This is a genomic window from Pseudomonas sp. PSE14 (assembly GCF_029203285.1).
Classification (GTDB): Bacteria; Pseudomonadota; Gammaproteobacteria; order Pseudomonadales; family Pseudomonadaceae; genus Pseudomonas.
Genome location: NZ_CP115669.1, coordinates 4,021,852 through 4,047,363 on the forward strand (window position 1 = coordinate 4,021,852; position 25,512 = coordinate 4,047,363).

Consider the following 25,512-nt stretch of genomic DNA (forward strand, 5'->3'; position numbering starts at 1 on the left):
CAAGGAATCGACGGCATGCGCCCTCGCACGCGTGGCACGCACAGGCAAGGATCAGGCGCTGGGGACACCCAGGCGCACGGCGTAGGCAGTCAGTTCCGCGGGGCTGTGCAGGTCGAGCTTGCGCATCAGGTTCTCGCGGTGCTTGCGCACGGTGAGCGGGCTGATGCTGAAGTGCTCGGCGATCTCCCGCGCGCTGCGGCCCTGGGCGGCCAGGGTGAGAATCTGCCGTTCACGCTTGGTCAGTTCCACCGCCGCCAGCAAGTCGGCTTCGTCGCGCGGGCGCACGTGGGGGCTATCGAGGATGAACCGCAGGCTACGCGCCAGGTACGTCTGCCCGGCACGCAGGGCGTCGATCGCTTCGAGCAGCTCGCCGGATTCCTCGCCCTTGCTCAGGTAGCCCTGCACACCGGCATCGAGCACCGAGCGCACGGTGGCCAGCTCGGTGTTGGCGGTGAGCACCAGGATCTTCAGGCGCGGGTGGCGCTGGCGCAGTTCGTGGATGACCTGCAGGCGATTGAGCCCCGGCATGTTCAGATCCAGCAGCAACAGGTCGGCCGGGCACTCCGCCAGCAGCGCCTGCAAGCGAATGCCGTCGCCGGCCTCACCGACCACCTCCACCTGTTCCAGGGTCGAGAGCAGCAGGCGCAGCCCGTCGCGCACGATGCCGTGGTCGTCGGCGATCAGCACCCGCAAGCGCTTCCCTTCCATCGTTCGTCTCCTTGAGGCCATCGAAATGCACAGCCGCCTTCATCAGCGCGAACTGGTCGATCTGTTGTTCCGCCAGTCCTATGCCGTGCTGTTCGCCAACCTGGTGATACCCCTGCCCGTGCTGTACATCTTCCGGGCCGCCCTGTCACCGACGATGATGGGCGTCTGGCTGGCCGCGCTCTATGTGCTGACGCTGGGGCGGATTGTCCTGGCACGCGCGTATTTCCGGCAAGCCCCCGCGGGCACGCCGGGCAAGTATTGGCCCTGGACGGCCACCCTGCTGTCATGGGCCAGCAGCCTGCTGTGGGGCTGGCTCGGCTGGGCCGGCTTCGCCCATGGCGACCCGCAACTGTTCGCCTTCACCTGCATCGTGCTGACGGGCCTGGTGTGCGGCGCGGTACCATCGCTGTCGGCCTATCCGCCGGCCTACATCGGCTCGCTCGCCGCCATGCTCCTGCCATTGCTGGTGCTGTGCCTGAGCCAGGCTGGCGAGCAGTTCACCACCTACAGCTTCTTCATCGCCTGCCTGGCCGGGGTGAACCTGTATTACAGCCGGGTGACCTACCGCAGCCTGTGCGAAACCATTCGCCTGCGCCAGCAGAACTCGGAACTGGTGCAGGACCTGCGCGAGCAGCGCGACCGCGCCCAGGCCGCCGATCGCGCCAAGACCCGCTTCCTCGCCGCCGCCAGCCATGACCTGCGCCAGCCGATTCACGCCCTGGGCCTGTTCGTCGGCGCCCTCGCCTCGCTGGCCGAGCGCGGGCCGGTGAATGCCGTGCAGGCACGGGATATCGCCACGCGCCTGCGCGCCATGCTCGGCAACCTGGGCAGCCTGCTCAACGGCCTGCTGGACATCTCCCGTCTCGACGCCGGCGTGGTGCCGCTGGCCCGCGAGCCCATCGCCCTGCAACGGCTGTTCACCGACCTGCAACTGGAGTTCGCCGGCACCGCCGCCGAGCGCGGCCTCCACTGGCGGGTGTGCAGCAGCCGGCTATGGGTGGACAGCGATCCGGTGCTGCTCAAGCGATTGCTGGACAACCTGCTGGCCAACGCCTTCCGCTACACCCGGAGCGGCGGCGTGCTGCTGGGGTGCCGCCGCCACGGCGAGGAGGTGGAAATCCAGGTGCTGGACACCGGCATCGGCATTCCTTCCGAGCAGCAGGAGATGGTCTTCGAGGAGTTCGTCCAGCTGCACAACGCCGAGCGCGACCGCAAGCAGGGCCTCGGCCTGGGATTGGCGATAGTCCGTCACACTGCCCGTCTGCTCGGCCACGGCCTGCGCCTGCAATCCCGGCCCGGACGCGGCTCGCTGTTCGCGGTCCGATTGCCGCTGGTATGCGCTCCGGCGCCCTGCCCGGTCATCCACGCCTGCGCCGAAGAGTTCGGTACCGACAGCCTGGGCATCATGGTGGTGGACGACGAGCGAGACGTGCTGCACGCCCTGGGCAACCTGCTGGAGGTCTGGGGTCATCGCGTCTATCCGGGCACCACGGCGCTGCAGGCCTGCCAGCGGCACATCGAGGCCAGTCATCGCGGCCCGGCCCCCGTCCATCTGATCCTCACCGACTACCGGCTGGGCGAAGGACAGACCGGCGAGGATGCGATCCGCCGCATCCGCAGCTACCTGTCGCGCCAGGTGCCGGCACTGATCATCACCGGCGACACTTCTCCGGAACGCCTTCGCGAGGCGACCGCTCACGGCTATCGCCTGCTGCACAAGCCGGTGGACACCGAGCAACTGCGCGAGGCGATCAACGCCTGCCGGCAACCGTCGGAAATGGCCTAGGGCCGACGCAGCTTCCCCACAACACCGGCACCGCAACACCGCCGGCGGGATGGCAGACGCCCCAGGCTGCCGGCCAGTTCATCCGCAGGCCCTGTACTCCGCATCCTCACGCGCCCCCTGCGGTGGGTCAAGGCGCGCTCTTCGTACCTTTCCTACGCTTGCGTCCTACAACCTGCACCTCCGGCTAGTCTGAGTACAGACGCGCCCTTCTTGCAGGGGCCCACCGCCGCCCGAAGGACGTTCCCATGAGCAATACCAGCACCAGCGACCTGCCCGATGTCTTCACCTACCTGAGCCAGCTGCCGCAGAACGCCGGCTCCGACATGTTCTTCAGCGTCGGCGCACCGCCGCACATCAAGGTCGAGGGGCACAGCCGGCCGGTCGGCGAGCGCGTGCTGGCCAGTGGCGAGGTGAAGACCCTGGCCTGGCAGCTGATGACGCCCGAGCAGGTGACGGAGTTCGAGCGTGACCTGGAGATGAACCTGGCGATCACCGTGCCGGAGCTCGGCCGTTTCCGCGCCAACATCTACTACCAGCGCGGCGAAGTGGCGATGGTGGTACGGCTGATCAAGCAGGTGATCCCGGACGTGGCCAGCCTCGGCCTGCCACCGGTCCTCGACAAGCTGGCGATGCAGGATCGCGGGCTGATCCTGGTGGTCGGCGCGGCCGGTTCGGGCAAGTCCACCACCCTGGCGAGCATGCTGGACTTCCGCAACCGCCACCGCTCCGGGCATATCGTCTGCATCGAAGACCCGATCGAATTCCTCCACTCACACCAGAAATCGATCATCGATCAGCGCGAGGTCGGCCTGGATACCCACAGCTACGCCGATGCCCTGCGCAACGTGCTGCGCGAGGCGCCGGACGTGATCATGCTCGGCGAAATCCGCGACGCGCCAACCATGCAGAACGCCCTGCACTACGCCGAAACCGGCCACCTGTGCGTGGCCACCCTGCACGGCACCAGTTGCCGCCATGCCATCGAGCGCATCACCCGTTTCTTCCCCGATGAAGCTCGGCCGCAGGTGCTGGCCGACCTGTCGCAGAACCTGCTGGCGCTGATCGGCCAGCGCCTGGTCCCCGGCACGCGCCAGCGCCGCGCGGTAGCAGTGGAGCTGATGCTGGGCACGCCGCACATCCGCGGCATCATCCAGCGCGACGAGCTGCCGGAGCTCAAGGGCGCAGTGGAGCGCGCCCTGGAAAGCGGCATGCAGAGCTTCGACCAGAGCCTCTACAGACTGCTGGAGGAAGGCCGCATCAGCGTCTCCGACGCGCTCAAGTTCGCCGACTCGCGCACGGACCTGGCGCTGAAGATCAAGCTGGAACGCGGGATGGACGACGACAGCGTGGGACCGGTGTTCGGCGCCTGAAGCGGGCGCGGACAAGAATCCGCTCCCTCGTGGAAACTGATGGCGCTTGCCCTCGGTTCAGCTTCGGCGCCGACGACGGAGCAGGGTGTAACGGCGTACAACCGCGAACGGTTGTACGCCCTACGGTGCTGTCTTTGGCGTCCCTGTAGGATGTCGTAGAGCGAAGCGAAACCCATCAATACCGTGCGCCGACAGCATGGGTATCGCTTCGCTCCACCCATCCTGCGAGCTACTTCGCCCTTCCCACCTCAATCCGCTAACCGGCCCCCACGCACGGATCTAGTCCCTCATCGGCCCTTCCGTAGCAGCCCACTTTCGAAGCTGCTTGAGAGGCAAGCGACTATGCTGATGGCCAATAGACAGAACCGGCGCACACAGACCGGTCGAACCCTGCCATTCGCCCCTGGGGGATTTACATGGGCTTGTCTCAACCGCCTTACCTGCCGGCCATTCTGAGCCTGTCGTTGCTGCTGGCCGGCTGTTCCAGCTCCACCACCACACCGTGCGACGCCTCCATGAGTGGGCAGCGCTGCCATGTCGAACGCCTGCTCTACCGGAACGACATGCTGCAGGCCAAGCTGTTGATCGCGTCCGGCGACCTGGACAACTACGAGCTGGCGAACGCCCTGCTCGATCGTGCCCAACCCTACGATGAACGCGGCGAGGTGAGCTTTTACAAGGCGCTGCTGAAGATCAAGGAAGGCCCGCAGGTAAACGAAGTGCTGCCGCTGCTGGAGCAGGCCGCCGATGCAGGCCAGCCCTACGCCGTTGCGCTGCTGTACAAGATCTGGTCCGAGCCCTACCTGGTGGACGCGGCCAACCCGGGCAAGGCCCAGCGCTACCAGCGGGCCTACTCGGGTCTGGACGTCGCCCGCAGCGGCTATCCCTCGTTCGAGCAGTCCCTGGCGGTGGTCGACAACCTGCTGGCCAAGCCTTCCGCCCTCGCCAGCCAGCAGGTCCGGCGCTAGCGCTCGTCCGGTTCCGGCGAGGCCTGCTCGAAGGTTCGCTCGCCGGGACTCTTGCCGTGGGGCAGATGGTGCTCGATCACCGCATTGAGCTCCGCGCCCAGCAGCAGTACCGCAGAGGAAATGTAGAAGTACAGCAGCAGGACGATGATGGCGCCGACGCTGCCGTACATGGCGTTGTAGTCGGCGAAGTTCTTCACGTAGAAACCAAAGCCCAGGGACGCGCAGATCCACAGCACCACCGCGAGCATCGAGCCGGGGGTGATGAAACGGAACTTCTGCTTCACATTGGGCGTGACGTAATAGATCACGGCCACCGCCATCATCATCAGCAGGACGATGACCGGCCAGCGCAGCACGCTCCACAGCAGCACCACGAAATCCTCCAGCCCCACTCGCGCGGCGATCCAGCCCATGACCTGCGGGCCGAGGATCATCAGCGCGGCGATGACCAGCAGCATGCCGACGATGCCGAAGGTGTAGAGCAGCGACAGCGGAATGCGCTTCCACGCCGGGCGCGCCTCGCGCACGTCATAGGCTGCATTCAGCGCGGTCATCAGCGAACGCACCGCCGCCGAGGACGACCACAGCGCCACGATGATACCGATCGACAGCAGGCCGCCCTGGCGCTGCTGCAACTGATCGATGACCGGGTTGACCTGCTCCAGCGCCTGCGCCGGCAGTACGTAGTCGGCCTGCCCCCGCAGCCAGTCGAAGAACTCCGGCAGGTGCAGGAAGCCCAGCAGGGCGATGAGGAACAGCAGGAAGGGGAACAGCGAGAACAACCCCTGGTAGGCCAGCGCGGCGGCGTAGGTGGGCATCTCATCGTCGAGAAACTCCTTCACCGTCAGGCTGATCAGTTTCCAGGGCCCCAGGCTGAGCCCCCGCATGTCCACGAATCGCATCCCGCTCCGTCCTTCTGCTGGCCGCCCGCCGACCGCTGGCTGCAGGGTGGACCTGCGCGGCGCGGGCAAAGTTGCAATGACAAGCGCGGCGCAGAGCGCCCGCCAGGACAGACCATAGCCGCTGGGCAGCCTTCGGTGCCAGACGGAAGTTGCGCGCGGACGACTCAGTCGGCCAGCCGATAGACCTTGGCGAAACGCTCCGCCTTCACCACACCGTAGTCGCCGGGCGCGTACTGCATGACCCAGTCGCCAGCCGCACCGGTGAGACGATCGCCGCCCGCCGAGCGCACGAGGGCGAACGGCTCGTCCATGCGCCGTGCGAGCACCACCGCCGGGCGATTGCGATAGGCACCGGGCCGGCCGTGCGCGAGCGCCGCGTCGACGGGCAGATATTTCGGGTCGAAACGTTCACGGGAGACCACCCAGCGCTCCCCCGTCGCGCTGGTGATGATTGCATCGCCCGGCGCGTAACGGTTCGGGCCTTCGAGGCTCATCAGCTCGCCCGGCGTTGCGGCGAATTCGACGGTGACGGTTTCATCCTTGACCACACGTTGCGCGGCGGAATCGGTGGAGAGGTCGAGTTGGGTCAGTTCGAGCATGGCAACGGCAGCGGGCCTGCCTCCGAAAATGCGTGACGGATGAAACCGGGCCGGCGCCCGGATCGTGCGGTCCGCCAGATTAACCGGAATGGCCAGGCTCCGCGAGCGGGCCCCCACGCAATGGTTGGCTCGCCAAACAGCCAGCAGAACGCCGCGTCATGGCCTATAAACTCCCTGGCGCTTGTGCGCCCCAATCCTAATTGCCGTACAGGAAAATCGCATGCCGATCCGTCTGATCCCCCGCCTCGCCCTGCCCCTCCTGCTGCTGAGCAGCCTGGCCGTACAGGCCGACGAAGCCGCCGACGAAGCCAAGTTCCTCCAGGACTCGGTGGCCTACTTCGACCAGGTCACCCGCACCAACCTGCCGCACCAGGTGGACAAGGTCACCACCCTCAACAGCGTGCAGCTCGACCCGGCGAAGAAGATGCTGTATTACCGCTACGCGATTTCCAGTCTGCGCATGGACCAGATGGACCTGGGCGCTCGGGCCAAGTTCGAGAACGGCCTGAAATCCCAGCTGGAAAGCACCACCTGCCAGCAGACCGAGCTGCTGCAGCGCTTCCGCGAACATCACCTGAGCGTGACCCACGAATACACCGGCAGCGACGGCAAGCCGCTGGCCAGCATCACCATCGACCCGCAGGCCCTGAGCTGCGCCAAGAGTTGAACACCCGCCCCATGAGCCGCGCCGACTACCACCAGGAACACGCCCAGCGCGCCGAGGCCGAAGCCCGGCGCCTGCTGGCCGAGCGCGAGGCCATGGGCGCGCGCTGGCTGCCCTGGGTGGCCACGGAGCTCTATCGCCTGACTCCGCCCCACTACGCGGCGATGGTCCGCCGCGAGCTGGAACGCCTCGCCACCGGCTGAACGGCGAAGCGGCACGCCGTGCGAAGGCTATGCTGTAGCTGTCCGCTCTCGGATCGAGGGCGTCCCGTCGGAGGACACGCCATGAAAGGTCTCGACGCGAAGAAGCAAAGCAAGAAGAAGCCGCTGAAAACCGCACACGAAAAGCGTATGGCCAAGCGGCAGAAGAAATCCGGCAAGACGCTGCTGGGCACCCCGCAGCAACCGTCCTGAGGGCTCGCCCCTCGTCACGCGGATAGCCTTGGGAGAGGCTATCCGCTTATCGAACTCCACCCCGCCCGTCATTGAAGCGTAGGGCGTATAACGTTCGACGTCTTACGCCGTTTGACCTTGGCCTCGGATCGTTCCGGGGCCATGCACGGAGCCGCAGACACGGCCCAATCGGCGGTCAACCTCAATCATCCGCCTTCGGATCGAGCCCCGGGAACAGCACTTCGGTAAAGCCGAACTTGCTGAAGTCGGTGATCCGCGACGGATACAGCCGGCCGATCAGGTGATCGCACTCGTGCTGCACCACGCGGGCGTGGAAACCCTCGACGCTGCGGTCGATCGGCTGCCCCTGCGGGTCGACGCCCTGGTAGCGGATCGAACGGTAGCGGTTCACCGCACCGCGCAGGCCTGCCACCGACAGGCAACCCTCCCACCCCTCCTCCAGTTCCTCGCTCAGCGGCGTGATCACCGGGTTGAGCAGGATGGTCGGTGGCACCGCCGGAGCATCCGGATAGCGCTCGCTGCGCTCGAAACCGAAGATCACCAGTTGCAGGTCCACGCCGATCTGCGGAGCGGCCAAGCCGACGCCGCCAACGTGGTGCATGGTCTCGAACATGTCGTCGATCAGCGTCTGCAGCTCCGCGCTGCCGAACATCGACGCGGGCACCGGCGGCGCCACGCGCAGCAGGCGTTCATCACCCATCTTGAGAATCTCGCGGATCATCTCGCCCTCGCCCTGAGTCTCGCTGGAAAGCGGCATCCTCGGCCATGCGCGGGCATCGCGCAAGCCAGGTGACCACTGGGCCCTCGCGCCACGGAGGGCACCCCGCCGGTGCTAGACTCAACTCTGACGAAATTCAGCAAATGGCGGCGATCTGCCGAAAATCACGGCAAATCGGTGTCAAACCCTGGGGGTATGACCGGTTGGGGGCGGAGGTTCGTCATGAACAGGCATTACTACATCAGTGACAACCTGGACGACCTGGAAACCGTCGAACAGGAACTCGCGCAAAGCGGTATCAGCATGGAGCAGATGCACGTGCTGAGCGACCAGGATGCCGAGTTGAAGGACCATCGATTGCACCAGGTGCCATCGATGATGAGGCGGGACGTGGTGCACTGGGGCAAGGTCGGCCTGCTGATCGGCGCCGCGCTGGCGGTGCTGGTGCTGCTGGTGGGCTACCTGAGCGGCTGGACGCAATCCGCCGCGGGCTGGATTCCGGTACTGTTCCTCGCCGCGGTGCTGCTGGGCTTCAGCCTGTGGGAAGGCAGCTTCGTCGGCCTGCAGCGCCCCAGCGGTGATGCGCGCCGCTTCGAGCCCAGCCTGCATGCGGGCCAGCATGTGTTCTTCGTCGACGTGAAACCCGACCAGGAGCCCCTGCTGGACATGGTGGTGCGCAGCCACCCGCGCCTGGAAATCGCCGGCTTCGGCTCGGCGATGCCGAGTTGGCTGGTCTCCGTCGAGCACGCCTGGAATCGCTTCCGTCACATGATGTGACGCTCGGGCGCCTCCCCTTCCGCGCCGCCCGTGCGCCGCGGAGAGGCCTCCTGCGGCCGGAATCGGCCCTCCTTGATGCATATCAGACCGACGAGCGCGCCCAACCTCGAAACTAGGTCGTAGACAACCCGTGTATCGAGCGTCACGTCAGGCCACGCTTTCACGCCGGCTTGCGGCGCCAGCACTCGTCAGGAGGCCCCTATGACCCGCCCCACCCAGGTCATCATTCAATCCATCCCGGGCATCGACCGCCAGCAGTACCTCATCCGCCTGAGCTACCAGGTGGAGAACCCGGCCAGCCGTGATGCGCGGGTGCGATTCCAGCTGGACGGCGAGATCGACGGCCAGCCGTTCAAGGATGACTTCGAGCTGCCCGGCGACCTCGCCTTCAACTTCGCCAGCAGCGCCACCCGCCTGCTGCGCCGCCACGGCCTGCGCCTGCGCCCAGGGCCGGTGATGCGCTTTCGCAAGGAACACGATCAGGTCTTCGACGACCTGCGCCGCCAGCTCAGAGCCGAACCCGGCAAACCGGTGGACCTGCAACGCATGGCGTCACTTGCGCCGGTGCAACAGCGTTGCGCAGTGGCCGAATCCATCGTGCGCGGGCGCGGCTAGACCGTTCAAACCAACTCGATGCCGTCGTCGAGGATGGTGATCAGCCCCTGTTTGTACAGGCCGCCGATGGCCTTCTTGAAGTTGCCCTTGCTGACGCCAAACTGCTGCGCGATCAGCTCCGGCGGGCTCTTGTCGCTGAGGGCGAGTTTGCCGCCGGCCTCGCGCAGAGCCTGGAGAATCTGCTCGCTCAGCGCGTCGGAAAGCCCCGCACCGGCCGGTTGCAGGCTCAGGCTGATCTTGCCGTCGGCGCGCATTTCCTTGATGTAGCCGGTCTCGCGCAGGCCGTTGCGCATGAACTTGAAGACTTCGTTCTTGTGGATCAGGCCCCAGTGCTTGCCGTCGATGATGGCCTTGTAGCCCAGGTCGGTGCGTTCCACGACGAGCAGGTCCACCTGCTGGCCAGCCTTGTAGCGGGCCGGGGTGTTGTCCAGGTAGCGGTCCAGGCGCGCGGTGGCGGTGATGCGGCGGGTGCGCTCGTCGAGGTAGACGTAGACCACGCAGTAGTCACCGACCTGCAGCGGGCGCTTCTCTTCCGAGTGCGGCAGCAGCAGGTCCTTGGGCAGGCCCCAGTCGAGGAACAGGCCGACGCGGTTGACCTCCACCACCTTGAGGCTGGCGAAGCCGCCGACCTGCACCTTGGGCTTCTGGGTGGTGGCGATCAGGCGGTCTTCGCTGTCCAGGTAGATGAACACGTTGAGCCAGTCGCCCACTTCGGTGGGTTCGTTCTTCGGCACGTAACGCTTGGGCAGCAGGATTTCGCCGTGGCTCTCCCCATCCAGGTAGAGACCGAAATCGGTGTGCTTGGCCACCTGCAACGAATTAAACCGACCTATGACTGCCATGACGCTTACCTCGTGAACGGGGCGGGCATTCTACGCGCAATGGCGCCAGGATGCGCCTTCAGCCGCCGAACGCCGCAGGATGGTAGGAGCGAGCTTGCTCGCGAACTCACACCGGCGGCTCCGGTATCAGACGGTTCGCGAGCAAGCTCGCGCCTACAGGTTCTGTTCCGCCTGACCGAACTGTAGCTCGGCCAGTCGCGCATACAGCGGGCTGCTGGTCACCAACTCGGCGTGCCGCCCCAGCGCCACCAGCCGGCCATGGTCGATCACCGCGATACGATCGGCGTTCAGCACCGTGGCCAGCCGGTGCGCGATCACCAGTGTGGTGCGGCCGCTCATCAGCCCCGGCAGGGCTTGCTGGATCAGGTGTTCGCTTTCCGCGTCGAGCGCGCTGGTGGCTTCGTCCAGCAGCAGGATCGGCGCGTCCACCAGCAGCGCGCGGGCGATCGCCAGGCGCTGGCGCTGGCCGCCGGAAAGCCCCTGGCCGCTCTCCCCCAGGTGGGTTTGGTAGCCCTGCGGCAAACGCAGGATGAATTCGTGTGCGTGGGCCGCGCGGGCGGCGGCTTCGACGTCGGCGTCGGAGGCATCGGGTCGACCGTAGCGGATGTTCTCCTCCACGCTGCCAAAGAACAGCGCCGGGTTCTGCGACACCAGGGCATAGTTGCGGCGCAAGTCGGCTGGGTCGAGCTGTGCGATGGGCTGGCCGTCGATGCGGATGCAGCCTTGCTGCGGATCGTAGAAGCGCAGCAACAGGTCGAACAGCGTGGACTTGCCGGCGCCGGAGGGCCCGACCAGCGCCAGGGTTTCCCCCGCCTCGACGCGCAGGTCGATGCTGTCGATGGCCCACTGTTCCGGGCGCGACGGATAGGCAAAGCGCACCCCTTCCAGCGAGAGGCTGCCGCTGACTCGCTGCGGCAGTTGCAGCACGTCGCTGGCTGGCCTGTGGATATCGCTGCGCGCCCGCAGCAGCTCGGCGATACGCTCGGCCGCACCGGCAGCACGCTGCAGTTCGCCGATAACCTCGCTCAAGGTGCCGAAGGCCATGCCGACGATCAGGCTGTAGAACACGAAGGCCGCCAGCTCGCCGGCGGTGATCCGCCCGGCGATCACATCCATGCCGCCGACCCAGAGCATCACGCCCACCGCGCCCAGCACCAGCAGGATCACCACGCTGACCAGCCAGGAGCGTTGCATGATGCGCCGCCGCGCGGTATCGAAAGCCTGCTCGACGGTGGCGCCGAAGCGCTGGCGATCCTGCGCCTGGTGGTTGTAGGCCTGCACCGTCTTGATCTGCCCGAGTGTCTCGCCGACGTAGCTGCCGACATCCGCGACGCGGTCCTGGCTCAGCCGCGACAGGCTGCGCACGCGGCGGCCGAACAGCAGGATCGGCGCGATCACCAGGGGCAGCGCGGCAACCACGATGCTGGTCAGCTTGGCGTTGGTGATGAACATCAGCGCCACGCCGCCGATCAGCATCAGCGTGTTGCGCAGAGCCATCGACAGCGACGAGCCGATCACCGTCTGCAGCAGCGTGGTATCGGCGGTCAGGCGCGACTGGATTTCCGAGGCGCGGTTGTTCTCGTAGAAGCCCGGATGCAGCTCGATCAGGTGGTCGAACACCCGCCGGCGGATGTCGGCGACGAAGCGCTCGCCGATCCACGACACCAGGTAGAAGCGCACGAAAGTGCCCACCGCGAGCCCCGCCACCAGGACGAAGAAGACCCCGATGGCCCGATTGAGCAGCGGCTCGGACTGGGTGACGAAGCCCTGGTCCACCAGCATGCGGATACCCTGGCCCAGCGACAGGGTGATCGCGGCGGTGAACAGCAGGGCGACCAGCGCCCCCAGGGCGCGCCAGCGATACGGGGCGAGGAACGAGCGGGCCAGGCGCAGGGCGTTGCGCTGGCGGGACGACAGCAGGGGCATGGACGACTCGATGCGCACATCAGGGCCCACGAGCGTAGCACCCTGGACGCCGCCCAGGCGACGATCGGCGCGGCTTGGAACCATTCATGCCATTAGCGCCCCGAAGGATGCTCATTTCGTGTACAATGGCCGGCCAATTTGCGAAGACAGGTATGGCAGACATGACCTCCAAGCCCTCCACCCGCCAGAAAGCCGCTCCCAAGGCCCCCGCAGCGACCGCCACCAGCGAGTCCCTGGACGCCCAGATTGCCGCCTTCCTGAAGTCCGGCGGCGAGATCCAGCAGATCGCCAAGGGCGTCACCGGTCAGAACTACGGCGCACCGAGCCGCCACATCAGCCTCGGCAAGAAGTAACCCCCTTTCGGCAAGCCTGCCGGTCCCCGGCAGGCTGCCCGTTTCCCCACGCAATTCCCGCCATCTTTTATTGCCTCCACACCTTGCTCTCGGGCAGAGTCCGCCACTAGTCAGGACCTGGCCACCCCGGCCACCGATGCAAGGAGCCCCTCGATGTTACCCCCGCCCCCGGAAAAGCTGCTGTCCCGCAATTTGCTGGATGTGCTCATCCGCGCCGGTCTGATTCTGCTGCTGGCCCTCTTCTGCTTCAGGATCTTCCACCCCTTCCTCGACCTGATGCTGTGGTCGGTGATCCTCGCCATCACCCTCTACCCGCTGCACCAGATGTGCAGCCGCGCCCTGGGCGAACGGCCGAACAGCGCGGCGACGCTGATCGTGCTGCTGGGCCTGGTGATCCTGCTGGTACCGGTGGTGGTGATCGGACTGTCCATGGCCGAGTCCGTACGCGACCTGGTGCAGGCGATCCAGAACCGCACCCTGCAGATTCCGCTGCCTCCGGACTCGGTACAGAACTGGCCAGTGATCGGGCAGTACGTCTTTCGCTTCTGGCATCGCGTGGCCACCGACTTCATGGGCGTGGCGCACCAACTGGCCCCGCATCTGCAAGGCGTGGCGAAGAAGATCGCCGGCCAGGCGGCGGGCGTCGGCATGGGGCTGATGCAGTTCCTCGCCGCCTTCGTCATCGCCGGCGTGATCATGGCCTACGGCGCGCTGGGTAGCCGCACTGCCTGCGACATCGCCATCCGTATCTCCGGCCCGGAGCGCGGCCCCGGCCTTGCCGAGTTGTGCACCGGAACCATCCGCGCGGTGGCCCAGGGCGTGGTGGGCGTGGCGTTCATCCAGACCATGATCCTCGGCCTCGGCTTCATCGTCATGGGCATCCCCGGCGCCGGCCTGCTGTCCCTGGGCGTACTGCTGCTGGGCATCACCCAGTTGCCGGTCGTGCTGATCACCCTGCCGGCGATCATCTACGTGTTCATGACCGGTGATTCGCTGCTGGTGAGCATCCTGTTCACCGTGTGGACTGTCATCGGCGGCCTCAGCGACAACGTGCTCAAGCCGCTGTTGTTCGGCCGCGGCGCCAAGGTGCCGATGGCCGTGATCCTCATCGGCGCCCTGGGCGGCATGCTCAGCAACGGCATCATCGGCCTGTTCGTCGGCCCGGTGGTCCTGGCCCTGGGCTACGAACTGTTCATGTCCTGGGTGCGCGAGCGCGAAACGCTGGCCGAGCCGCCCGCCAACCCGACACACTGAAGCGCCCTCGCCGGTCCTCAGGGCAGCGCGACCATTTCCTTCAGCGTCACCGCCCAGGTGCCTTTCGGATTGAGGTAGCGGTAGCCGAACCGCGAGCCGTTGGCGCGGGCCGTCAGCACCGCGTTCCAGGCCAGGCCGCGCTGCAGGTCATGGGCCGGATCGAGGAGGAAGAACGCCTCCTCGCTCATGCCCACCGCCAGCCCCCAGTGGCGGATGTCGCTGTCCTTGCGGCCGTGGAAGCCCAGCACCACCGGGACGTTCGCCTCCAGGTAACGGCGGGTCAGCTCGACCATGCGCCGACCGCTGCCCCTTACGACCTGGAACTCCTTGTCGCTGATCACCTTGAGCAGCTCCAACAGATCGTCGCCGGTGGTGCCGACGCGGATCAGCGTCTCGCGCTGCTCCAGTGCCTGCATCAGACGCCCGTAGCGCGTGCGCGAATCCACCGGCGCCAGCCCCTTGGCCTGGCGGCGGCCCAGCTGGTTGCGCGCCAGCATCGCCATCACCAGGCAATAGGGGCCGCAGGCGCCGTCCATGTCGCCCTGGCGCAGGTGCACCTTGTCACCGCGCTTGTTGATCAGGCCGCCACTGCCGCGCTCGTCCACATCCCAGTGCAGCCCGTCGATCAGGGTTATCCGCATCGTTCCGTCCCCGTCCGTTTGTAGGTCTGACCGGCAGGTGTGCGGATCATTCCAGTGGCTTGCGGTTACAATGGTGCCCCTTTTCCTGCTGCGGTCTTCCGTCATGTCCGAACCCATCCGCCTGTCCAAGCGCCTCGCCGAGCTGCTGCCCTGCTCGCGCCGCGAAGCCGAGCTGTACATCGAAGGCGGCTGGGTGACGGTGGATGGCGCGACGGTGGAAGAGCCACAGTTCAAGGTCGACGCCCAGCACATCGCACTGTTGCCCGGCGCCATGCCCGAGCCCCTGCCGCCGGTCACCCTGCTGCTGCACAAGCCCGCCGGCTACAGCGTCGAAGATGCGGTGGCGCTGCTGCGGGAAGAGCAACGCTGGAGCGAAGATCCCTCGTCGCAACGCCTGTTGCGCAAGCACTTCCGCCAGCAACGCCCGACCACCCCGCTGGAGGACGGCGCCAGTGGACTGCTGGTGTTCACCCAGAATTTCGGCGTCATTCGCAAACTGGTGGACGATGCCGCGCGGGTCGAGCATGAGTATGTGATCGAGGTCAGCGGCGAGCTGGATGCCCATGGCCTGAAGCAGATGGTCCAGGGCCTTCCGCTGAAGGCCAGCTGGCAGAGCGAGAAGCGTCTGCGCATCGCCGGCAAGCAAGTGCGCCCGGGGCTGATCGGCAAGCTGTGCCGGGAAGCCGGGCTGCGCGTCGAAGCGATCCGCCGAATCCGCCTGGGCGGCGTGGCCATGGCCAAGCTGCCGGTCGGCCACTGGCGCTACCTGCAGCCGGGCGAACGCTTCTAAGGGACGCTCCGGGCTCCCCGCGCAACGTGGGGAGCCGCCCTAGTACGCAGTTTTGCGCTGCTATCGATGGCATCGATAGTGAACAGCAGGCGCTTTCAGTTCTCTTCGCCGGGCCCAGGCGGCATCTTCACCCCATCAGCTCGCAGGACCCCGAAACCCGCGACATTCGCCCACGGCTCTAACGAGGATTGGATCATGCAAATCGTACTGGACTTCCTGCTGCTGGTTGGCTCCCTGGTGGAGCTGCTGCTCTACGTCGTCCTGGCCAGCGTGATCCTGGCCACCGTCGTGCTGGCCAGCGTGGTCGCGGTGCTGACCCTGCGTTCGCCGGGCCAACCGATCACCATTCCCGAACGTCGCCGGCCGCAGGTCCGCAAGCCGCGCCCGGCCCTCGTGCAACAACCGGCGCTGGCGAAGGCGGCCTGAGGCCGCCCCAACCACAAAGCCTGTCGGACGCAGTCGCGCCCCGCTTCAGGAATGGCCGATACCCTGGTCTTCCAGGTGGTCCGCCTCGAACAACGTCTCCAACTCCTTGCGCGCCTCGCGGGCGGTCTGGATCACCGCCTTCTCGTCGTCGTACACACGGTACTGGGCCATCAGCACCGCTTCGTCGTGGCGCTTGAAGCGGCGGATACGCGCCGCGACCTGCTCCTCGCTCAGCCCAAGTCCGGTCAGCAGCAGGCGGCTCATTTCCAGGCTGGAGTGGAAGGTCTCGCGCACCGGGTTGGCATCGGCATCGAGCAGGTGGTAGACGTGCTGGCGGTTGCGCGCGCGGCCGATGATCTTCATGTGCGGATAGAGCTTGCGCACCAGCCGTGCGGTCTCGATGTTGGTCTGCGGATCGTCGGTGGCGACCACGAAGAACTCGGCCTTTTCCACCTGGGCGGCGCGGAGGATTTCCGGGCGCAGCGGGTCGCCATAGAAGATCGGGATGTTGCCGTAGCTGCGGGTCAGCTCGATGGTGTCCACCGAGGTGTCCAGCGCGACGAAGGGCACGCCCTGGGCGCGCATGATACGGGCGACCACCTGGCCCATCCGGCCCATGCCTGCAATCACTACGCGGGGCGCGTCGTCGGGCAGCTGGCGGTACTCCGGCGGCGGCTCGCGCAGGGCAGCCGGCTTGGGCTTGATGTTGCGCGCCAGGGCCAGCACCAGCAGCGGTGTCATCGCCATCGACAGGGTGATGCCCAGCACCAGCAGCGCATGCAGGTCGGCATCCATCAGGCCCTGGGCCCGCGCCAGCTTGAACACCACGAAGGCGAACTCGCCGCCGGCCCCCAGCAGCACGCCCAGGCGTAGAGCCGAGACCTTGTCCAGGCCACCGGCAAGTCGGCCGATGAGGAACAGCAGCGGCAGCTTGATGCCCACCAGCAGCAGAGTCAGGCCGATGACCCGCAGCGGCTCGCTCTGGAACAGGCTGAGGTCGGCGCTCATGCCGACGCTGATGAAGAACAGCCCCAGCAGCAGCCCCTTGAATGGCTCGATCTGCGCTTCCAGCTCGTGACGGTATTCCGAGTCCGCCAGCAGCAGGCCGGCGAGGAACGCGCCCAGGCCCATGGAGACACCCGCCTCTTCCATCAGCCAGGCGGTGCCCACCACCACCAGCAGCGCGGTGGCGGTGGACAGGTCGGCCTGGCCGGTACGCGCCACCGAGCGGAACACCGGACGCAGCAGGAAGCGCCCGCCGATCACCACCACGGCGATGCTGCCGACCACTTCCATGACGTGAGCCAGATCGCCGCCGGCCGCCGCCGAATCGGCGCGCGCACCCAGCAGTGGGATCATGGCAATCAGCGGGATGGCCGCGATGTCCTGGAACAGCAGGATGGCGAAGGCCAGGCGGCCATAGGGACTGTTCAGTTCCTTGCGCTCGGCGAGGATCTGCAGGCCGAAAGCGGTGGACGACAGGGCCAGGCCGCCACCGATCACCACCGCGGCGTTCACCGGCAGATCGAACGCCAGCACACCAAGGCTGCCCAGCGCCAGCGCGGTGAGCAGCACCTGAGCCAGGCCCACGCCGAACACCTGCTTGCGCATCACCCACAGGCGCTTGGGCGAAAGCTCAAGACCGATGATGAACAGCAGCAGCACCACGCCCAGCTCGGACAGGCTGGCGACGCTTTCCGGGTTGTCGATCAACCCCAGCAGCGAAGGGCCGATGAACACGCCGGCCAACAGGTAGCCGAGCACGGCCCCCAGTTGCATGCGCTTGGCCAGCGGCACCATGAATACCGCAGCGAGCAGGAAGACCACTGCCGACTGCAGGTAATTCGTCCCATGTTCCATGTATCAAGACTCCTTGGAAGGGGTGGGGCTAAACGAAGCTCCACCCACGTCGTTCAAATCCGGCAGCTTTCGATTCAAGTGCCTTCAAATCCGGCATCGAGGGCCACGCCCTCGGCCAGCAGGTGGCGTTGGAACTGCCCGGCCAACGCTTCCACCTGGCCCCACGGCTGTGCGTGGCGCTCGTCCAGCGCCACATGGCTGGTGGCGCGGCAGCGCGCGTCGAGCCCGCAGTCCTGGTAGAAGGCGTTCACCACCTCGACCATCGGCTCGCGCTGGTTTTCCATCAGGATCGCGCCGTGGGCTAGCACCACGTAACGGCCGTCGCTGGGGCGACGGCGCCAGCGCTGGGCTGTGCCGACCAATTTTCGCCCCGTCAGGTTGACGTTGTAGCGGCCATCGCAGAAGGCCCCTTCCACCTCGCCCAGCCCCGGGTCCAGGCCAAGCGCGGCCAGCCAGTCACAGAGCGGCTGGCACAGGCGCTGATAGGCGGTTTCGATGCGCGTCTGCTCGTTGTCCGTCGGCGGAATCGCGTAGACCAGGGCGACGTTGAGCACGGCGGGCGATTGCGGCACGGGCTCACCGCCGGTGTCACGCAGTGCAATCGGCCAGCCCAGGCCGGCACAGGTCTGTTCCGCCGTGCTGAAACCGTCCAGCCGGCTGAGCCGGCGTGGCATCACCAGCGCCTGCTGGAGCGGGCGCCAGAACAGCAGTCCACTGTCCCGGCGGCCATGGAAGGCATCGTCCAGCAGGGCCCGCTCGGCATCCAGGCCCTCTTCCACCGGCAGGCATTGCACTCTGTTCATGACCGATTCCTTCAGCATCCAGGGGGGCGGACTATGCCCGCAGCAGGCGAATCCGACAATGATCAGAGACGGGTAGTTGCGGCCATAGCGACTTTTCGAAGGTAGCGTCAGTGTGCGGCAGTGAACAACCCGAGCACTTCTTCTCCCCCTTGCCACGACAGTGCCATCACCGCTGTCTATGCTCCAACTGCCCGAATGGGCCAGGGAGGGGCAGTAATCGTGTCCAGGACATGGCTCCAGCAGTTGCAGCACTCCATCGCCGTCAATAACGCGATGGCGTTGCCGGTTGCCCGGGAAAACCTGCGACGGCTGTATTTCGCCTCGGCGTTCGCCGTGGCTTTCGATCTCATCCACATCCTGGTGTTCTGGCTCAACCTGCAGGGCTCAAGTCCGGAGCACGACGGCTGGCGCCTGGACATCATCCGCATCCACGCCACCATCGCCATCCTGTTCAGCGCCCTGGGCCTGCTCGCCTGGCTCGCCTCGCGCCCCCAGCGCAATGCGCCGCTGTGGTACATGAAACTCCTGAGCCTGCTGGCCGCCACCGTCCTGCTCGGCTTCGGCATCGCCATCACCGGCGCGGACCAGCAGGTCACCAGCAGCATCACCCCCTTCCTGATGAGTTCCGTGGGCGCAGCCCTGATCATCCTGATGCGTCCGCGCCATGCCATCACCCTCTACATCCTCGCGCTCAGCGCCTTCGAAGTGACGATGATGCTGACCCAGGCAACTCCGGAGCTGCGCCTGTCCAACCAGATGGGTGGACTGACCATCTGCGGCATCGGCCTGATCCTGTCGCTGATCCTCTGGCATGGCCACGTACGCAACCTGCGCCAGCGCCAGTTCCTTCGCCAGCAGAGGCAGGAGCTGGAAGAAAAGAACCGCCAGCTGGAATACCTCGCCGGCCATGATCCGCTGACCGGGCTGTTCAACCGACGGCAGTTCGACCAGTTGGTGACCATGGAGCTGTCACGGGTATCCCGGCAGCCGGCGCCGGTCAGCCTGCTGATGGTGGACCTGGATCATTTCAAGTTCATCAATGACCGGTACGGCCACCCACTGGGCGACGAAGTGATCCGCCATGCCGCCAACCTGCTGCGCAACTACACCCGCAGTGGCGACAGCGTGGCGCGGCTGGGCGGGGAGGAGTTTCTGCTGCTGTTGCCCGACACGGGCCAGTCGCAGGCCCGCAGCATCGCCGAGAAGGTCCGCAAGCTGCTGGAGGAAACCCCGTTGCCGATGAAGGACGGCCTGCTCTACCTGACCGCCAGCTTCGGCATAGCCAGCCTGGAGGCTGGTATACCTGGCACCTATGAGCTGCTCTATGCTGCCGCGGACAAGGCGCTGTACCGGGCCAAGGCCAGTGGGCGCAATCGGGTGGAGTTGATCGAGGTGGGGGCGCAGATGGGGACGTTTGATTGAGGGCTGGGTAGCGTTACATCCTCCGGCCGTCCTTACGCCTGCTGCTCTGCGTAGGAGCGGGCGATGCTTTTCTTTGGGTGTTCAGCGTCGCTTCGGTGTGGGCTGGAAGATTTTGTTTCGCCCCCTCGGGCGAGTCACTTTCTCAAACGACGGATGGCCGCCCCAAGAAAGTAACCAAAGGGCTCGTCCCGACATCCGGGCCCGGCTTCGCCGGACTGATTCGCTTCGCTCCGTTTCCCTCGCTCCGGTATCGCTCCGAGGGTCGGCGTAGAAGGGCCATCCCTGGCCCTCTTAGCGGCGACGCCTAGTCCTCTCGCGGCATCCATGCCGCTCGCCCCTCTGCGCAATACCTCCACTCGGCCTCCTGACGGGACTCTGCGCGCGCCTGCAACGTTGGCTGCTTCGTGCATGGACTGCTTTTCGTAGGAGCGAGGGGGACGCCTAGTTCTTGCTCGCGAACAGAATTACCCGGCCACATCAGCGTCAGGCGGTTCGCGAGCAAGCTCGCTCCTACAGGTTGGCGATAAACCCAGACGCTTCCCTGTCAGCACGGATTCCGTCGCGATGGATTTCGCGGACAAGGTCCGCTCCTACGAAGAGCATGACCGCTCTGGCTCTTGAAGATTTCCAGAGAAATATCCGCACGCACCGGAGCGCCCCTTCAGGAGGCCGAGTGGAATCGGAGTTTCAGGGGTTGAGCGGCATGGATGCCGCGAGAGCGTCGTTGGGCCATGGATGGCCCGTCGACGCGGGCCCCTGAAACTTCGATGGAACGAGGGGAGTCTCGCGAAGCGAGACCCGGATGATGGGGCAAGACCTTTTGGTTCCTTTTGTGTCGTTTGACAAAAGGAACTCGCCCGAGGGGGCGAAACAAAATACATCCGAGCACGCCGAAGCGGCGCTGGACACCCAAACAAGAAACAAGAAACAAGAAACAAGAAACAAAAGCATCGCGGACAAAGTCCGCTCCTACGACAGCCATGCTCCCCTGCAGGAACAGAGCCTATCCGCAACCTGAGCGCCCCTCGGCACTACAGAGACTTACGGCGCGCTGTACTTGCGCGTCAGCCCCGGCGGCACGCCGGTGCTGTCGGTCTCGGTCCAGGGCCCTTGCGGCCCGACGCTCCAGTACCAGCCGTTATCCCAGTGGTAGTAGGTGCGCTGGCGGTAATAGGTGTCTTTCTGCCCCTGCATCACATAGACCCCCAGGCTGGCATCCCAGCGGCCCTTGCCGCCGGGCGGCGGGGCGAACTGGGGCGGGCGCTTGGAGGTCGGCTGTTGCTTGCTCGGCTGCGGGGTGATCGGCGAGGAAGACGACTTGACCGGCGGCTTGGTGGTCGTGGTACCCGGCTGCGTTGGTGCCGTTGTCGGCCCCGATGGCTGCTCCGGCTGCGGCGGTTGCACCACGCAGCCACCCAGTACCAGCAAGGCGCTCAGCGCCAGCAATCTAACCTTCATCACCCTACCCTCTTCTATCTGTTTCAGCGCTGGTCCGGGCTGTCGATGGTCACTGCCTGCTCGCCAGCCTGGGCAGTAGACAACGCTTCACTGCGTCCGATCCACTCCCCGGCCGTCGCATTGCCAGCACGGGAAATCCGCGCCACCAACTGCACCTGCGGGAAGGCCGAGAGCTTGAGCTGCGGCATCATCGCATCGGCGTCGCTGAGCGCCACTTCGCTGGGCAGGTCGGAGACCTTCAGGCGCTTCACCGCCAACGGCATCGGCGGACCGCTTACCGCGCGGGCGAAGACGAACACGCTATCGTCCGGCTTGACCTGGCCCTTCACGGCGGCGCTCAGGTCGACCTTCACCTTCAACGTCACGCCGGCAGTGGCCGGGGCGGCAGGTGCGGTGGGAGGCGTCTCGCCCTTCTCGACCATGCGCTGGCGGGCACGTTCGATGCCTCCGGCGATGGCTTCGCGGGACGGATCATCGGCCGGCAGTATCGCGACCAGGCGGCCCCAGTAATCGACCGCATCGGCGAACTTCTCGTCCTCGAAGGCGGCGATGCCGAGCAGGCCGAGGGTGGTGACTTCCTGCGGGTCCTTCTTCAACGCTTCATCCGCCAGCGCGCGCACTTCCGGGCTGAGCGACTTGTTGCCGGCGAAGTACAGCGCCTGGGCCCACTGGCCGAGCACTTCCGGCTGTCGGCCGGAAAGGCGCGCGGCCTGCTCGAAGGCCTTGGCGGCGTCGGCGGCGCGGTTCTGGGTCATGTAGGTTCGACCGAGGAAGTACCAGCCTTCGGCGGAGTCCGGCTGCGCCTGCACCGCGCGCTCCAGGCGGGCGGTCATTTCTTCCATGGAATGCGGCGCGGTGGCGAACTCGCGGGCCAGGGCCACCTTGTCGCTGGCGCCCCAGTGCAGGTACAGGCCCAGCGCGAGGAACGGCAGGAGCAGCACCACCAGCAGCGGCGCGGCGCGGCCGAGACGGCTGCGGCGGTCCTCGGAGGCACCTTCGGTATCGGCCAGCAGCTCGCGGGCAGCCTCGGCGCGGCCGGCTTCGAGCTGGGCATCGTCGAGGGTGCCGGCATCACGCTGGGCGGTCAGTTCGGCCAGACGCTCCTGGTACAGGGCGACGTTGAGGGCGGTGCGGTCTTCCTCGGCCTGGGCGCGACGGCCACGCAGCAGAGGGATCAGCAGGAATGCCAGGGCCACCAGCAACAGCAGGCCGGCGGCGAGCCAGAAGTCGATCATTTGTCTTGGTTATCCAGCAATTGGTCGAGACGTGCCTGCTCCTCGGCGGACAGCGTGGTGGAGGTGGCGGCGACCGGGCGGCGGCGACGGGCGACGATGACGCCGATCACGCCCACACCCAGCAGCAGGAAGGCCGCCGGGCCGAACCAGAGCAGCCAGGTGCGCTCGCTGACTTCAGGCTTGTAGCGCACGAACTCGCCGTAGCGGTCGACCATGTAGTCGACGATCTGCTGGTTGCTCTTGCCCTGCTGAAGCTGGGCGTAGATCTGCTTGCGCAGGTCAGCGGCGATCGGCGCGTTGGAGTCGGCGATGTCCTGGTTCTGGCACTTGGGGCAGCGCAGCTCGGTGGTCAGGTCGCGGAAGCGCTGGCGCTCGGCGTCGTTGGCGAACTCGTAGGTATCGATGGCCGCCTGGGCGATGCCGGTAAGGGCAAGGCCGAGCGCGGCGGCGGCGAGAAGACGTTTCATTTGCCCTGCGCCTCGTCCACCAGACCCTGGTAGATCGGCGCCAGCTGTTCGCGCCAGACCTTCTCGTCGACGGCACCGACCAGCTTGTGCCGGATGATGCCGTCCTTGTCGATGATGTAGGTCTCCGGCGCGCCGTATACGCCCAGGTCGACGCCCAGGGTGCCGGTGGCATCGGCGATGTTCAGCAGGTAGGGGTTGTGCAGTTCGTTCAGCCACTTCTGCGCGGCGACGGCATCGTCCTTGTAGTTGATGCCATAGATCACAACACCCTTGGCGGCCAGATCGGTCAGCACAGGGTGCTCGAAGCGGCAGGTCGGGCACCAGGTGCCCCAGACGTTGACCAGCGCCGGCTTGCCCTTGAGGTCGGCCTCGGTGTAGGTCTTGCCCGGTTCGGTGACGCTGGGCAGGGAGAACGCCGGGAACGGCTTGCCGATCAGCGCCGACGGCAGCTCGCTGGGGTCTTTCCACAAGGCGTTATAGAGGAATACCGCGACGACCAGGAAGATCGCCAGGGGCAACAGCAGGATCGCACGCTTCACACTCAGGCTCCCTGTCCGGCGAGGCCCAGGGCCTCGCGTACACGCGTTTTCACTTTCAGGCGATAGCGACGATCCAGCGCCGCCAGCACGCCGCCCAGGGCCATCAGCAGGCCGCCCAGCCAGATGAAGCGCACGAACGGCTTGATGTGCACCCGCACCGCCCAGGCGCCGTTGTCCAGCGGCTCACCCAGAGCAACGTAGAGGTCGCGGGTCAGGCTGCCGTGGATGCCGGCCTCGGTCATCATCGAGTTCTGCACGCTGTACAGGCGTTTTTCCGGGTGCAGCGTGGCGACTTCCGAGCCGTCGCGGGTCACGACGATGGTGCCCTTGTCGGAAGTGAAGTTCGGGCCTTCGAAGTGGTGAGTGCCCTCGAAGCGGAACTGGTAGCCAGCCAGCTCCACCGACTCGCCCGGCGCCATGCGCAGGTCGCGCTGGGCGCTGAACTGGCTGGTGAGCACCACACCGATGGCGCAGACGGCGATGCCGAGGTGCGCCAGTTGCATACCCCAGTAGCTGCGGTTCAGGCCCGCGGCACCGGCGATCACGCCCTTGTGGCGGACCTTGTCGAAGAAGTCGCGCACACCGGCCAGCACCACCCAGGCGGCCAGCATGAACACCGTCAGCACTTCCCAGTGCAGCTCGCCGTACAGGAAGCTACCGGCGGCGCCGAGCACCACGGTACCGATCAGGACGGGAGTGAGCATGTTGCGCAGCCAGCGGGTCGGGGTGTCCTTCCAGCGCACCAGCACGCCGACCGCCAGGGCCAGCATGAGGATGGCGATCAGCGGCACGAACAGCGCGTTGAAGTACGGCGGGCCGACCGACAGCTTGGCGCCGCTGATGGCATCGAGCACCAGCGGATAGAGGGTGCCCAGCAGGATCATCGAGGCGGTCACCACCAGCACCAGGTTGTTCAGCAGCAGCAGGGTCTCGCGGGACCACAGGGCGAAGCCGACCTGGCTCTTGACCACCGGCGCGCGCAGGGCGAACAGGGTAAGCGAGCCGCCGACCACCACCAGCAGGAAGGCCAGGATGAACACGCCACGCTCGGGGTCGGAGGCGAAGGCATGCACCGAAGTCAGTACGCCCGAGCGGACCAGGAAGGTGCCCAGCAGGCTAAGCGAGAAGGCCGCGATGGCCAGCAGCACTGTCCAGCTCTTGAACACGCCGCGCTTCTCGGTCACCGCCAGCGAATGGATCAGCGCGGTGCCCACCAGCCAGGGCATGAAGGAGGCGTTTTCCACCGGGTCCCAGAACCACCAGCCGCCCCAGCCCAGCTCGTAGTACGCCCACCAGGAGCCGAGCACGATGCCAATGCCGAGGAAGGTCCAGGCCACCAGGGTCCAGGGCCGCGACCAGCGCGCCCAGGCTGCGTCGAGGCGGCCGCCGAGCAAGGCGGCGATGGCGAAGGCGAAGGCCACCGAGAAGCCCACGTAGCCCATGTAGAGCATCGGCGGGTGAATGATCAGGCCGGGGTCCTGCAGCAACGGGTTGAGGTCGTTGCCGTCCGCCGGCATCTGCGGCAGCAGGCGGCTGAAGGGGTTGGAGGTGATGATCAGGAACAGCAGGAAGCCGGTGCTGATCATCCCCATCACCGCCAGCACGCGGGCCAGCATCACTTCCGGCAGCTGGCGGGAGAAGATCGACACGGCGAAGGTCCAGCCGCCGAGGATCAGCGCCCAGAGCAGCAGCGAGCCTTCGTGGGCCCCCCACACGGCGCTGAACTTGTAGAACCACGGCAGCGCGCTGTTGGAGTTGCTGGCGACGTAGGCCACCGAGAAATCATCGTGGAGGAACGCCCAGGCCAGGCAGCCGAAGGAGAACGCCAGGAAGGCGAACTGCCCCCAGGCGGCCGGGCGCGCCAGGCTCATCCACTGGCGGTCGCCGCGCCAGGCGCCGACCAGCGGGAAGAAGGACATCACCAGCGCCATGCACAGCGCCAGGATCAGCGAGAGGTGACCGAGTTCGGGAACCAT

General features: G+C 66.4%; 28 protein-coding genes. 14 read left to right on the top strand and 14 right to left on the bottom strand.

Annotation, left to right across the window (positions count from 1 at the left end; all coding sequences use genetic code 11):
* Positions 1 to 51: 51 nt before the first annotated feature.
* Positions 52 to 708 (bottom strand): response regulator transcription factor, encoded by a 657-nt coding sequence (locus O6P39_RS18370; protein WP_275607895.1) that lies wholly within the window; start codon positions 706 to 708, stop codon positions 52 to 54.
* 25 nt (positions 709 to 733) lie between these two features.
* Between O6P39_RS18370 and O6P39_RS18375 the strand changes: the two genes are divergently transcribed.
* From O6P39_RS18375 to O6P39_RS18385, 3 genes are all read left to right on the top strand, one after another.
* Complete coding sequence (locus O6P39_RS18375; protein ID WP_275607896.1) at positions 734 to 2,494, top strand: hybrid sensor histidine kinase/response regulator; 1,761 nt, start codon at positions 734 to 736, stop codon at positions 2,492 to 2,494.
* A gap of 245 nt (positions 2,495 to 2,739) precedes the next feature.
* Positions 2,740 to 3,864 carry a PilT/PilU family type 4a pilus ATPase gene (locus tag O6P39_RS18380; protein ID WP_275607897.1) on the top strand — a complete coding sequence of 375 codons (1,125 nt, stop codon included), beginning with the start codon at positions 2,740 to 2,742 and terminating at the stop codon, positions 3,862 to 3,864.
* A gap of 416 nt (positions 3,865 to 4,280) precedes the next feature.
* Positions 4,281 to 4,832 carry a hypothetical protein gene (locus O6P39_RS18385; protein ID WP_275607898.1) on the top strand — a complete coding sequence of 184 codons (552 nt, stop codon included), beginning with the start codon at positions 4,281 to 4,283 and terminating at the stop codon, positions 4,830 to 4,832.
* Here the strand turns inward: O6P39_RS18385 and O6P39_RS18390 are convergent.
* Positions 4,829 to 5,734: a YihY/virulence factor BrkB family protein gene (locus O6P39_RS18390; RefSeq protein WP_275607899.1), complete on the bottom strand. Its 906-nt coding sequence runs from the start codon at positions 5,732 to 5,734 to the stop codon at positions 4,829 to 4,831. The two genes, O6P39_RS18385 and O6P39_RS18390, sit on opposite strands and share 4 nt — an antisense overlap.
* Positions 5,735 to 5,898: 164 nt before the next feature.
* Positions 5,899 to 6,333 carry a PGDYG domain-containing protein gene (locus O6P39_RS18395; protein WP_275607900.1) on the bottom strand — a complete coding sequence of 145 codons (435 nt, stop codon included), beginning with the start codon at positions 6,331 to 6,333 and terminating at the stop codon, positions 5,899 to 5,901.
* A gap of 220 nt (positions 6,334 to 6,553) precedes the next feature.
* Here O6P39_RS18395 and O6P39_RS18400 point away from each other — a divergent pair, with 220 nt between their 5' ends.
* The 3 genes from O6P39_RS18400 to O6P39_RS18410 all read left to right on the top strand — a co-directional run bounded on the left by O6P39_RS18400 (position 6,554) and on the right by O6P39_RS18410 (position 7,410).
* Positions 6,554 to 7,000: a hypothetical protein gene (locus O6P39_RS18400; RefSeq protein ID WP_275607901.1), complete on the top strand. Its 447-nt coding sequence runs from the start codon at positions 6,554 to 6,556 to the stop codon at positions 6,998 to 7,000.
* 11 nt (positions 7,001 to 7,011) lie between these two features.
* Positions 7,012 to 7,200 carry a hypothetical protein gene (locus O6P39_RS18405; protein ID WP_152222082.1) on the top strand — a complete coding sequence of 63 codons (189 nt, stop codon included), beginning with the start codon at positions 7,012 to 7,014 and terminating at the stop codon, positions 7,198 to 7,200.
* An 81-nt stretch (positions 7,201 to 7,281) separates the two neighbouring features.
* Positions 7,282 to 7,410, top strand: coding sequence for a hypothetical protein (locus O6P39_RS18410; RefSeq protein WP_256676115.1), 129 nt, complete (start codon positions 7,282 to 7,284; stop codon positions 7,408 to 7,410).
* A gap of 181 nt (positions 7,411 to 7,591) precedes the next feature.
* Here O6P39_RS18410 and def read toward each other — a convergent pair whose 3' ends face one another.
* Positions 7,592 to 8,131: a peptide deformylase gene (def, locus tag O6P39_RS18415; RefSeq protein WP_275611980.1), complete on the bottom strand. Its 540-nt coding sequence runs from the start codon at positions 8,129 to 8,131 to the stop codon at positions 7,592 to 7,594.
* Between the two features lie 219 nt (positions 8,132 to 8,350).
* Between def and O6P39_RS18420 the strand changes: the two genes are divergently transcribed.
* Positions 8,351 to 8,905, top strand: coding sequence for a magnesium transporter (locus O6P39_RS18420; protein ID WP_275607902.1), 555 nt, complete (start codon positions 8,351 to 8,353; stop codon positions 8,903 to 8,905).
* A 201-nt stretch (positions 8,906 to 9,106) separates the two neighbouring features.
* A complete protein-coding gene (locus tag O6P39_RS18425; RefSeq protein WP_275607903.1) occupies positions 9,107 to 9,520 on the top strand; it encodes a DUF5064 family protein in 414 nt (137 codons plus the stop codon).
* A 5-nt stretch (positions 9,521 to 9,525) separates the two neighbouring features.
* Here the strand turns inward: O6P39_RS18425 and O6P39_RS18430 are convergent, their stop codons facing one another.
* Positions 9,526 to 10,362, bottom strand: coding sequence for a S1-like domain-containing RNA-binding protein (locus tag O6P39_RS18430; RefSeq protein WP_275607904.1), 837 nt, complete (start codon positions 10,360 to 10,362; stop codon positions 9,526 to 9,528).
* Positions 10,363 to 10,515: 153 nt separating this feature from the next.
* Entirely contained in the window at positions 10,516 to 12,288 is a 1,773-nt protein-coding gene (locus tag O6P39_RS18435; RefSeq protein ID WP_275607905.1) for an ABC transporter ATP-binding protein/permease, read from the bottom strand.
* Positions 12,289 to 12,449: 161 nt separating this feature from the next.
* On the opposite strand from O6P39_RS18435, the gene O6P39_RS18440 reads away from it, so the two are divergent.
* Positions 12,450 to 12,641 (top strand): hypothetical protein, encoded by a 192-nt coding sequence (locus O6P39_RS18440; protein ID WP_275607906.1) that lies wholly within the window; start codon positions 12,450 to 12,452, stop codon positions 12,639 to 12,641.
* Between the two features lie 153 nt (positions 12,642 to 12,794).
* A complete protein-coding gene (locus O6P39_RS18445; protein ID WP_275607907.1) occupies positions 12,795 to 13,895 on the top strand; it encodes an AI-2E family transporter in 1,101 nt (366 codons plus the stop codon).
* 17 nt (positions 13,896 to 13,912) lie between these two features.
* On the opposite strand, the gene O6P39_RS18450 is transcribed toward O6P39_RS18445, so the two are convergent.
* Positions 13,913 to 14,536: a hypothetical protein gene (locus O6P39_RS18450; protein ID WP_275607908.1), complete on the bottom strand. Its 624-nt coding sequence runs from the start codon at positions 14,534 to 14,536 to the stop codon at positions 13,913 to 13,915.
* Positions 14,537 to 14,639: 103 nt separating this feature from the next.
* On the opposite strand from O6P39_RS18450, the gene O6P39_RS18455 reads away from it, so the two are divergent.
* Together O6P39_RS18455 and O6P39_RS18460 are read left to right on the top strand one after the other, a co-directional pair.
* A complete protein-coding gene (locus O6P39_RS18455) occupies positions 14,640 to 15,326 on the top strand; it encodes an RNA pseudouridine synthase (RefSeq protein WP_275607909.1) in 687 nt (228 codons plus the stop codon).
* Between the two features lie 195 nt (positions 15,327 to 15,521).
* The gene (locus O6P39_RS18460; protein WP_275607910.1) at positions 15,522 to 15,752 is read left to right on the top strand and encodes a hypothetical protein; all 231 of its coding nucleotides are present in this window, start codon (positions 15,522 to 15,524) and stop codon (positions 15,750 to 15,752) included.
* Positions 15,753 to 15,797: 45 nt separating this feature from the next.
* Here O6P39_RS18460 and O6P39_RS18465 read toward each other — a convergent pair whose 3' ends face one another.
* On the bottom strand, positions 15,798 to 17,612 hold the full coding sequence (locus O6P39_RS18465; RefSeq protein WP_275607911.1) for a monovalent cation:proton antiporter-2 (CPA2) family protein: 1,815 nt from the start codon (positions 17,610 to 17,612) through the stop codon (positions 15,798 to 15,800).
* 74 nt (positions 17,613 to 17,686) lie between these two features.
* Positions 17,687 to 18,415 (bottom strand): lipoate--protein ligase family protein, encoded by a 729-nt coding sequence (locus tag O6P39_RS18470; RefSeq protein ID WP_275607912.1) that lies wholly within the window; start codon positions 18,413 to 18,415, stop codon positions 17,687 to 17,689.
* Positions 18,416 to 18,634: 219 nt separating this feature from the next.
* Between O6P39_RS18470 and O6P39_RS18475 the strand changes: the two genes are divergently transcribed.
* Together O6P39_RS18475 and O6P39_RS18480 are read left to right on the top strand one after the other, a co-directional pair.
* Complete coding sequence (locus O6P39_RS18475) at positions 18,635 to 19,837, top strand: GGDEF domain-containing protein (protein WP_275607913.1); 1,203 nt, start codon at positions 18,635 to 18,637, stop codon at positions 19,835 to 19,837.
* Positions 19,838 to 20,639: 802 nt separating this feature from the next.
* Positions 20,640 to 20,855, top strand: a complete 216-nt coding sequence (locus tag O6P39_RS18480) for a hypothetical protein (RefSeq protein ID WP_275607914.1) — start codon at positions 20,640 to 20,642, stop codon at positions 20,853 to 20,855.
* A 23-nt stretch (positions 20,856 to 20,878) separates the two neighbouring features.
* Here O6P39_RS18480 and O6P39_RS18485 read toward each other — a convergent pair whose 3' ends face one another.
* Genes O6P39_RS18485 through O6P39_RS18505 form a run of 5 tightly spaced genes read right to left on the bottom strand, consistent with a single transcriptional unit; the run spans position 20,879 to position 25,512 of the window.
* The gene (locus O6P39_RS18485; RefSeq protein WP_275607915.1) at positions 20,879 to 21,295 is read right to left on the bottom strand and encodes a hypothetical protein; all 417 of its coding nucleotides are present in this window, start codon (positions 21,293 to 21,295) and stop codon (positions 20,879 to 20,881) included.
* Between the two features lie 23 nt (positions 21,296 to 21,318).
* Complete coding sequence (gene ccmI / locus O6P39_RS18490; protein ID WP_275607916.1) at positions 21,319 to 22,530, bottom strand: c-type cytochrome biogenesis protein CcmI; 1,212 nt, start codon at positions 22,528 to 22,530, stop codon at positions 21,319 to 21,321.
* Entirely contained in the window at positions 22,527 to 22,997 is a 471-nt protein-coding gene (locus O6P39_RS18495; RefSeq protein ID WP_275607917.1) for a cytochrome c-type biogenesis protein, read from the bottom strand. Before O6P39_RS18495 ends, ccmI begins: the two co-directional genes overlap by 4 nt.
* Positions 22,994 to 23,536 carry a DsbE family thiol:disulfide interchange protein gene (locus O6P39_RS18500; protein WP_275607918.1) on the bottom strand — a complete coding sequence of 181 codons (543 nt, stop codon included), beginning with the start codon at positions 23,534 to 23,536 and terminating at the stop codon, positions 22,994 to 22,996. Before O6P39_RS18500 ends, O6P39_RS18495 begins: the two co-directional genes overlap by 4 nt.
* A 2-nt stretch (positions 23,537 to 23,538) precedes the next feature.
* Positions 23,539 to 25,512, bottom strand: coding sequence for a heme lyase CcmF/NrfE family subunit (locus O6P39_RS18505; protein WP_275607919.1), 1,974 nt, complete (start codon positions 25,510 to 25,512; stop codon positions 23,539 to 23,541).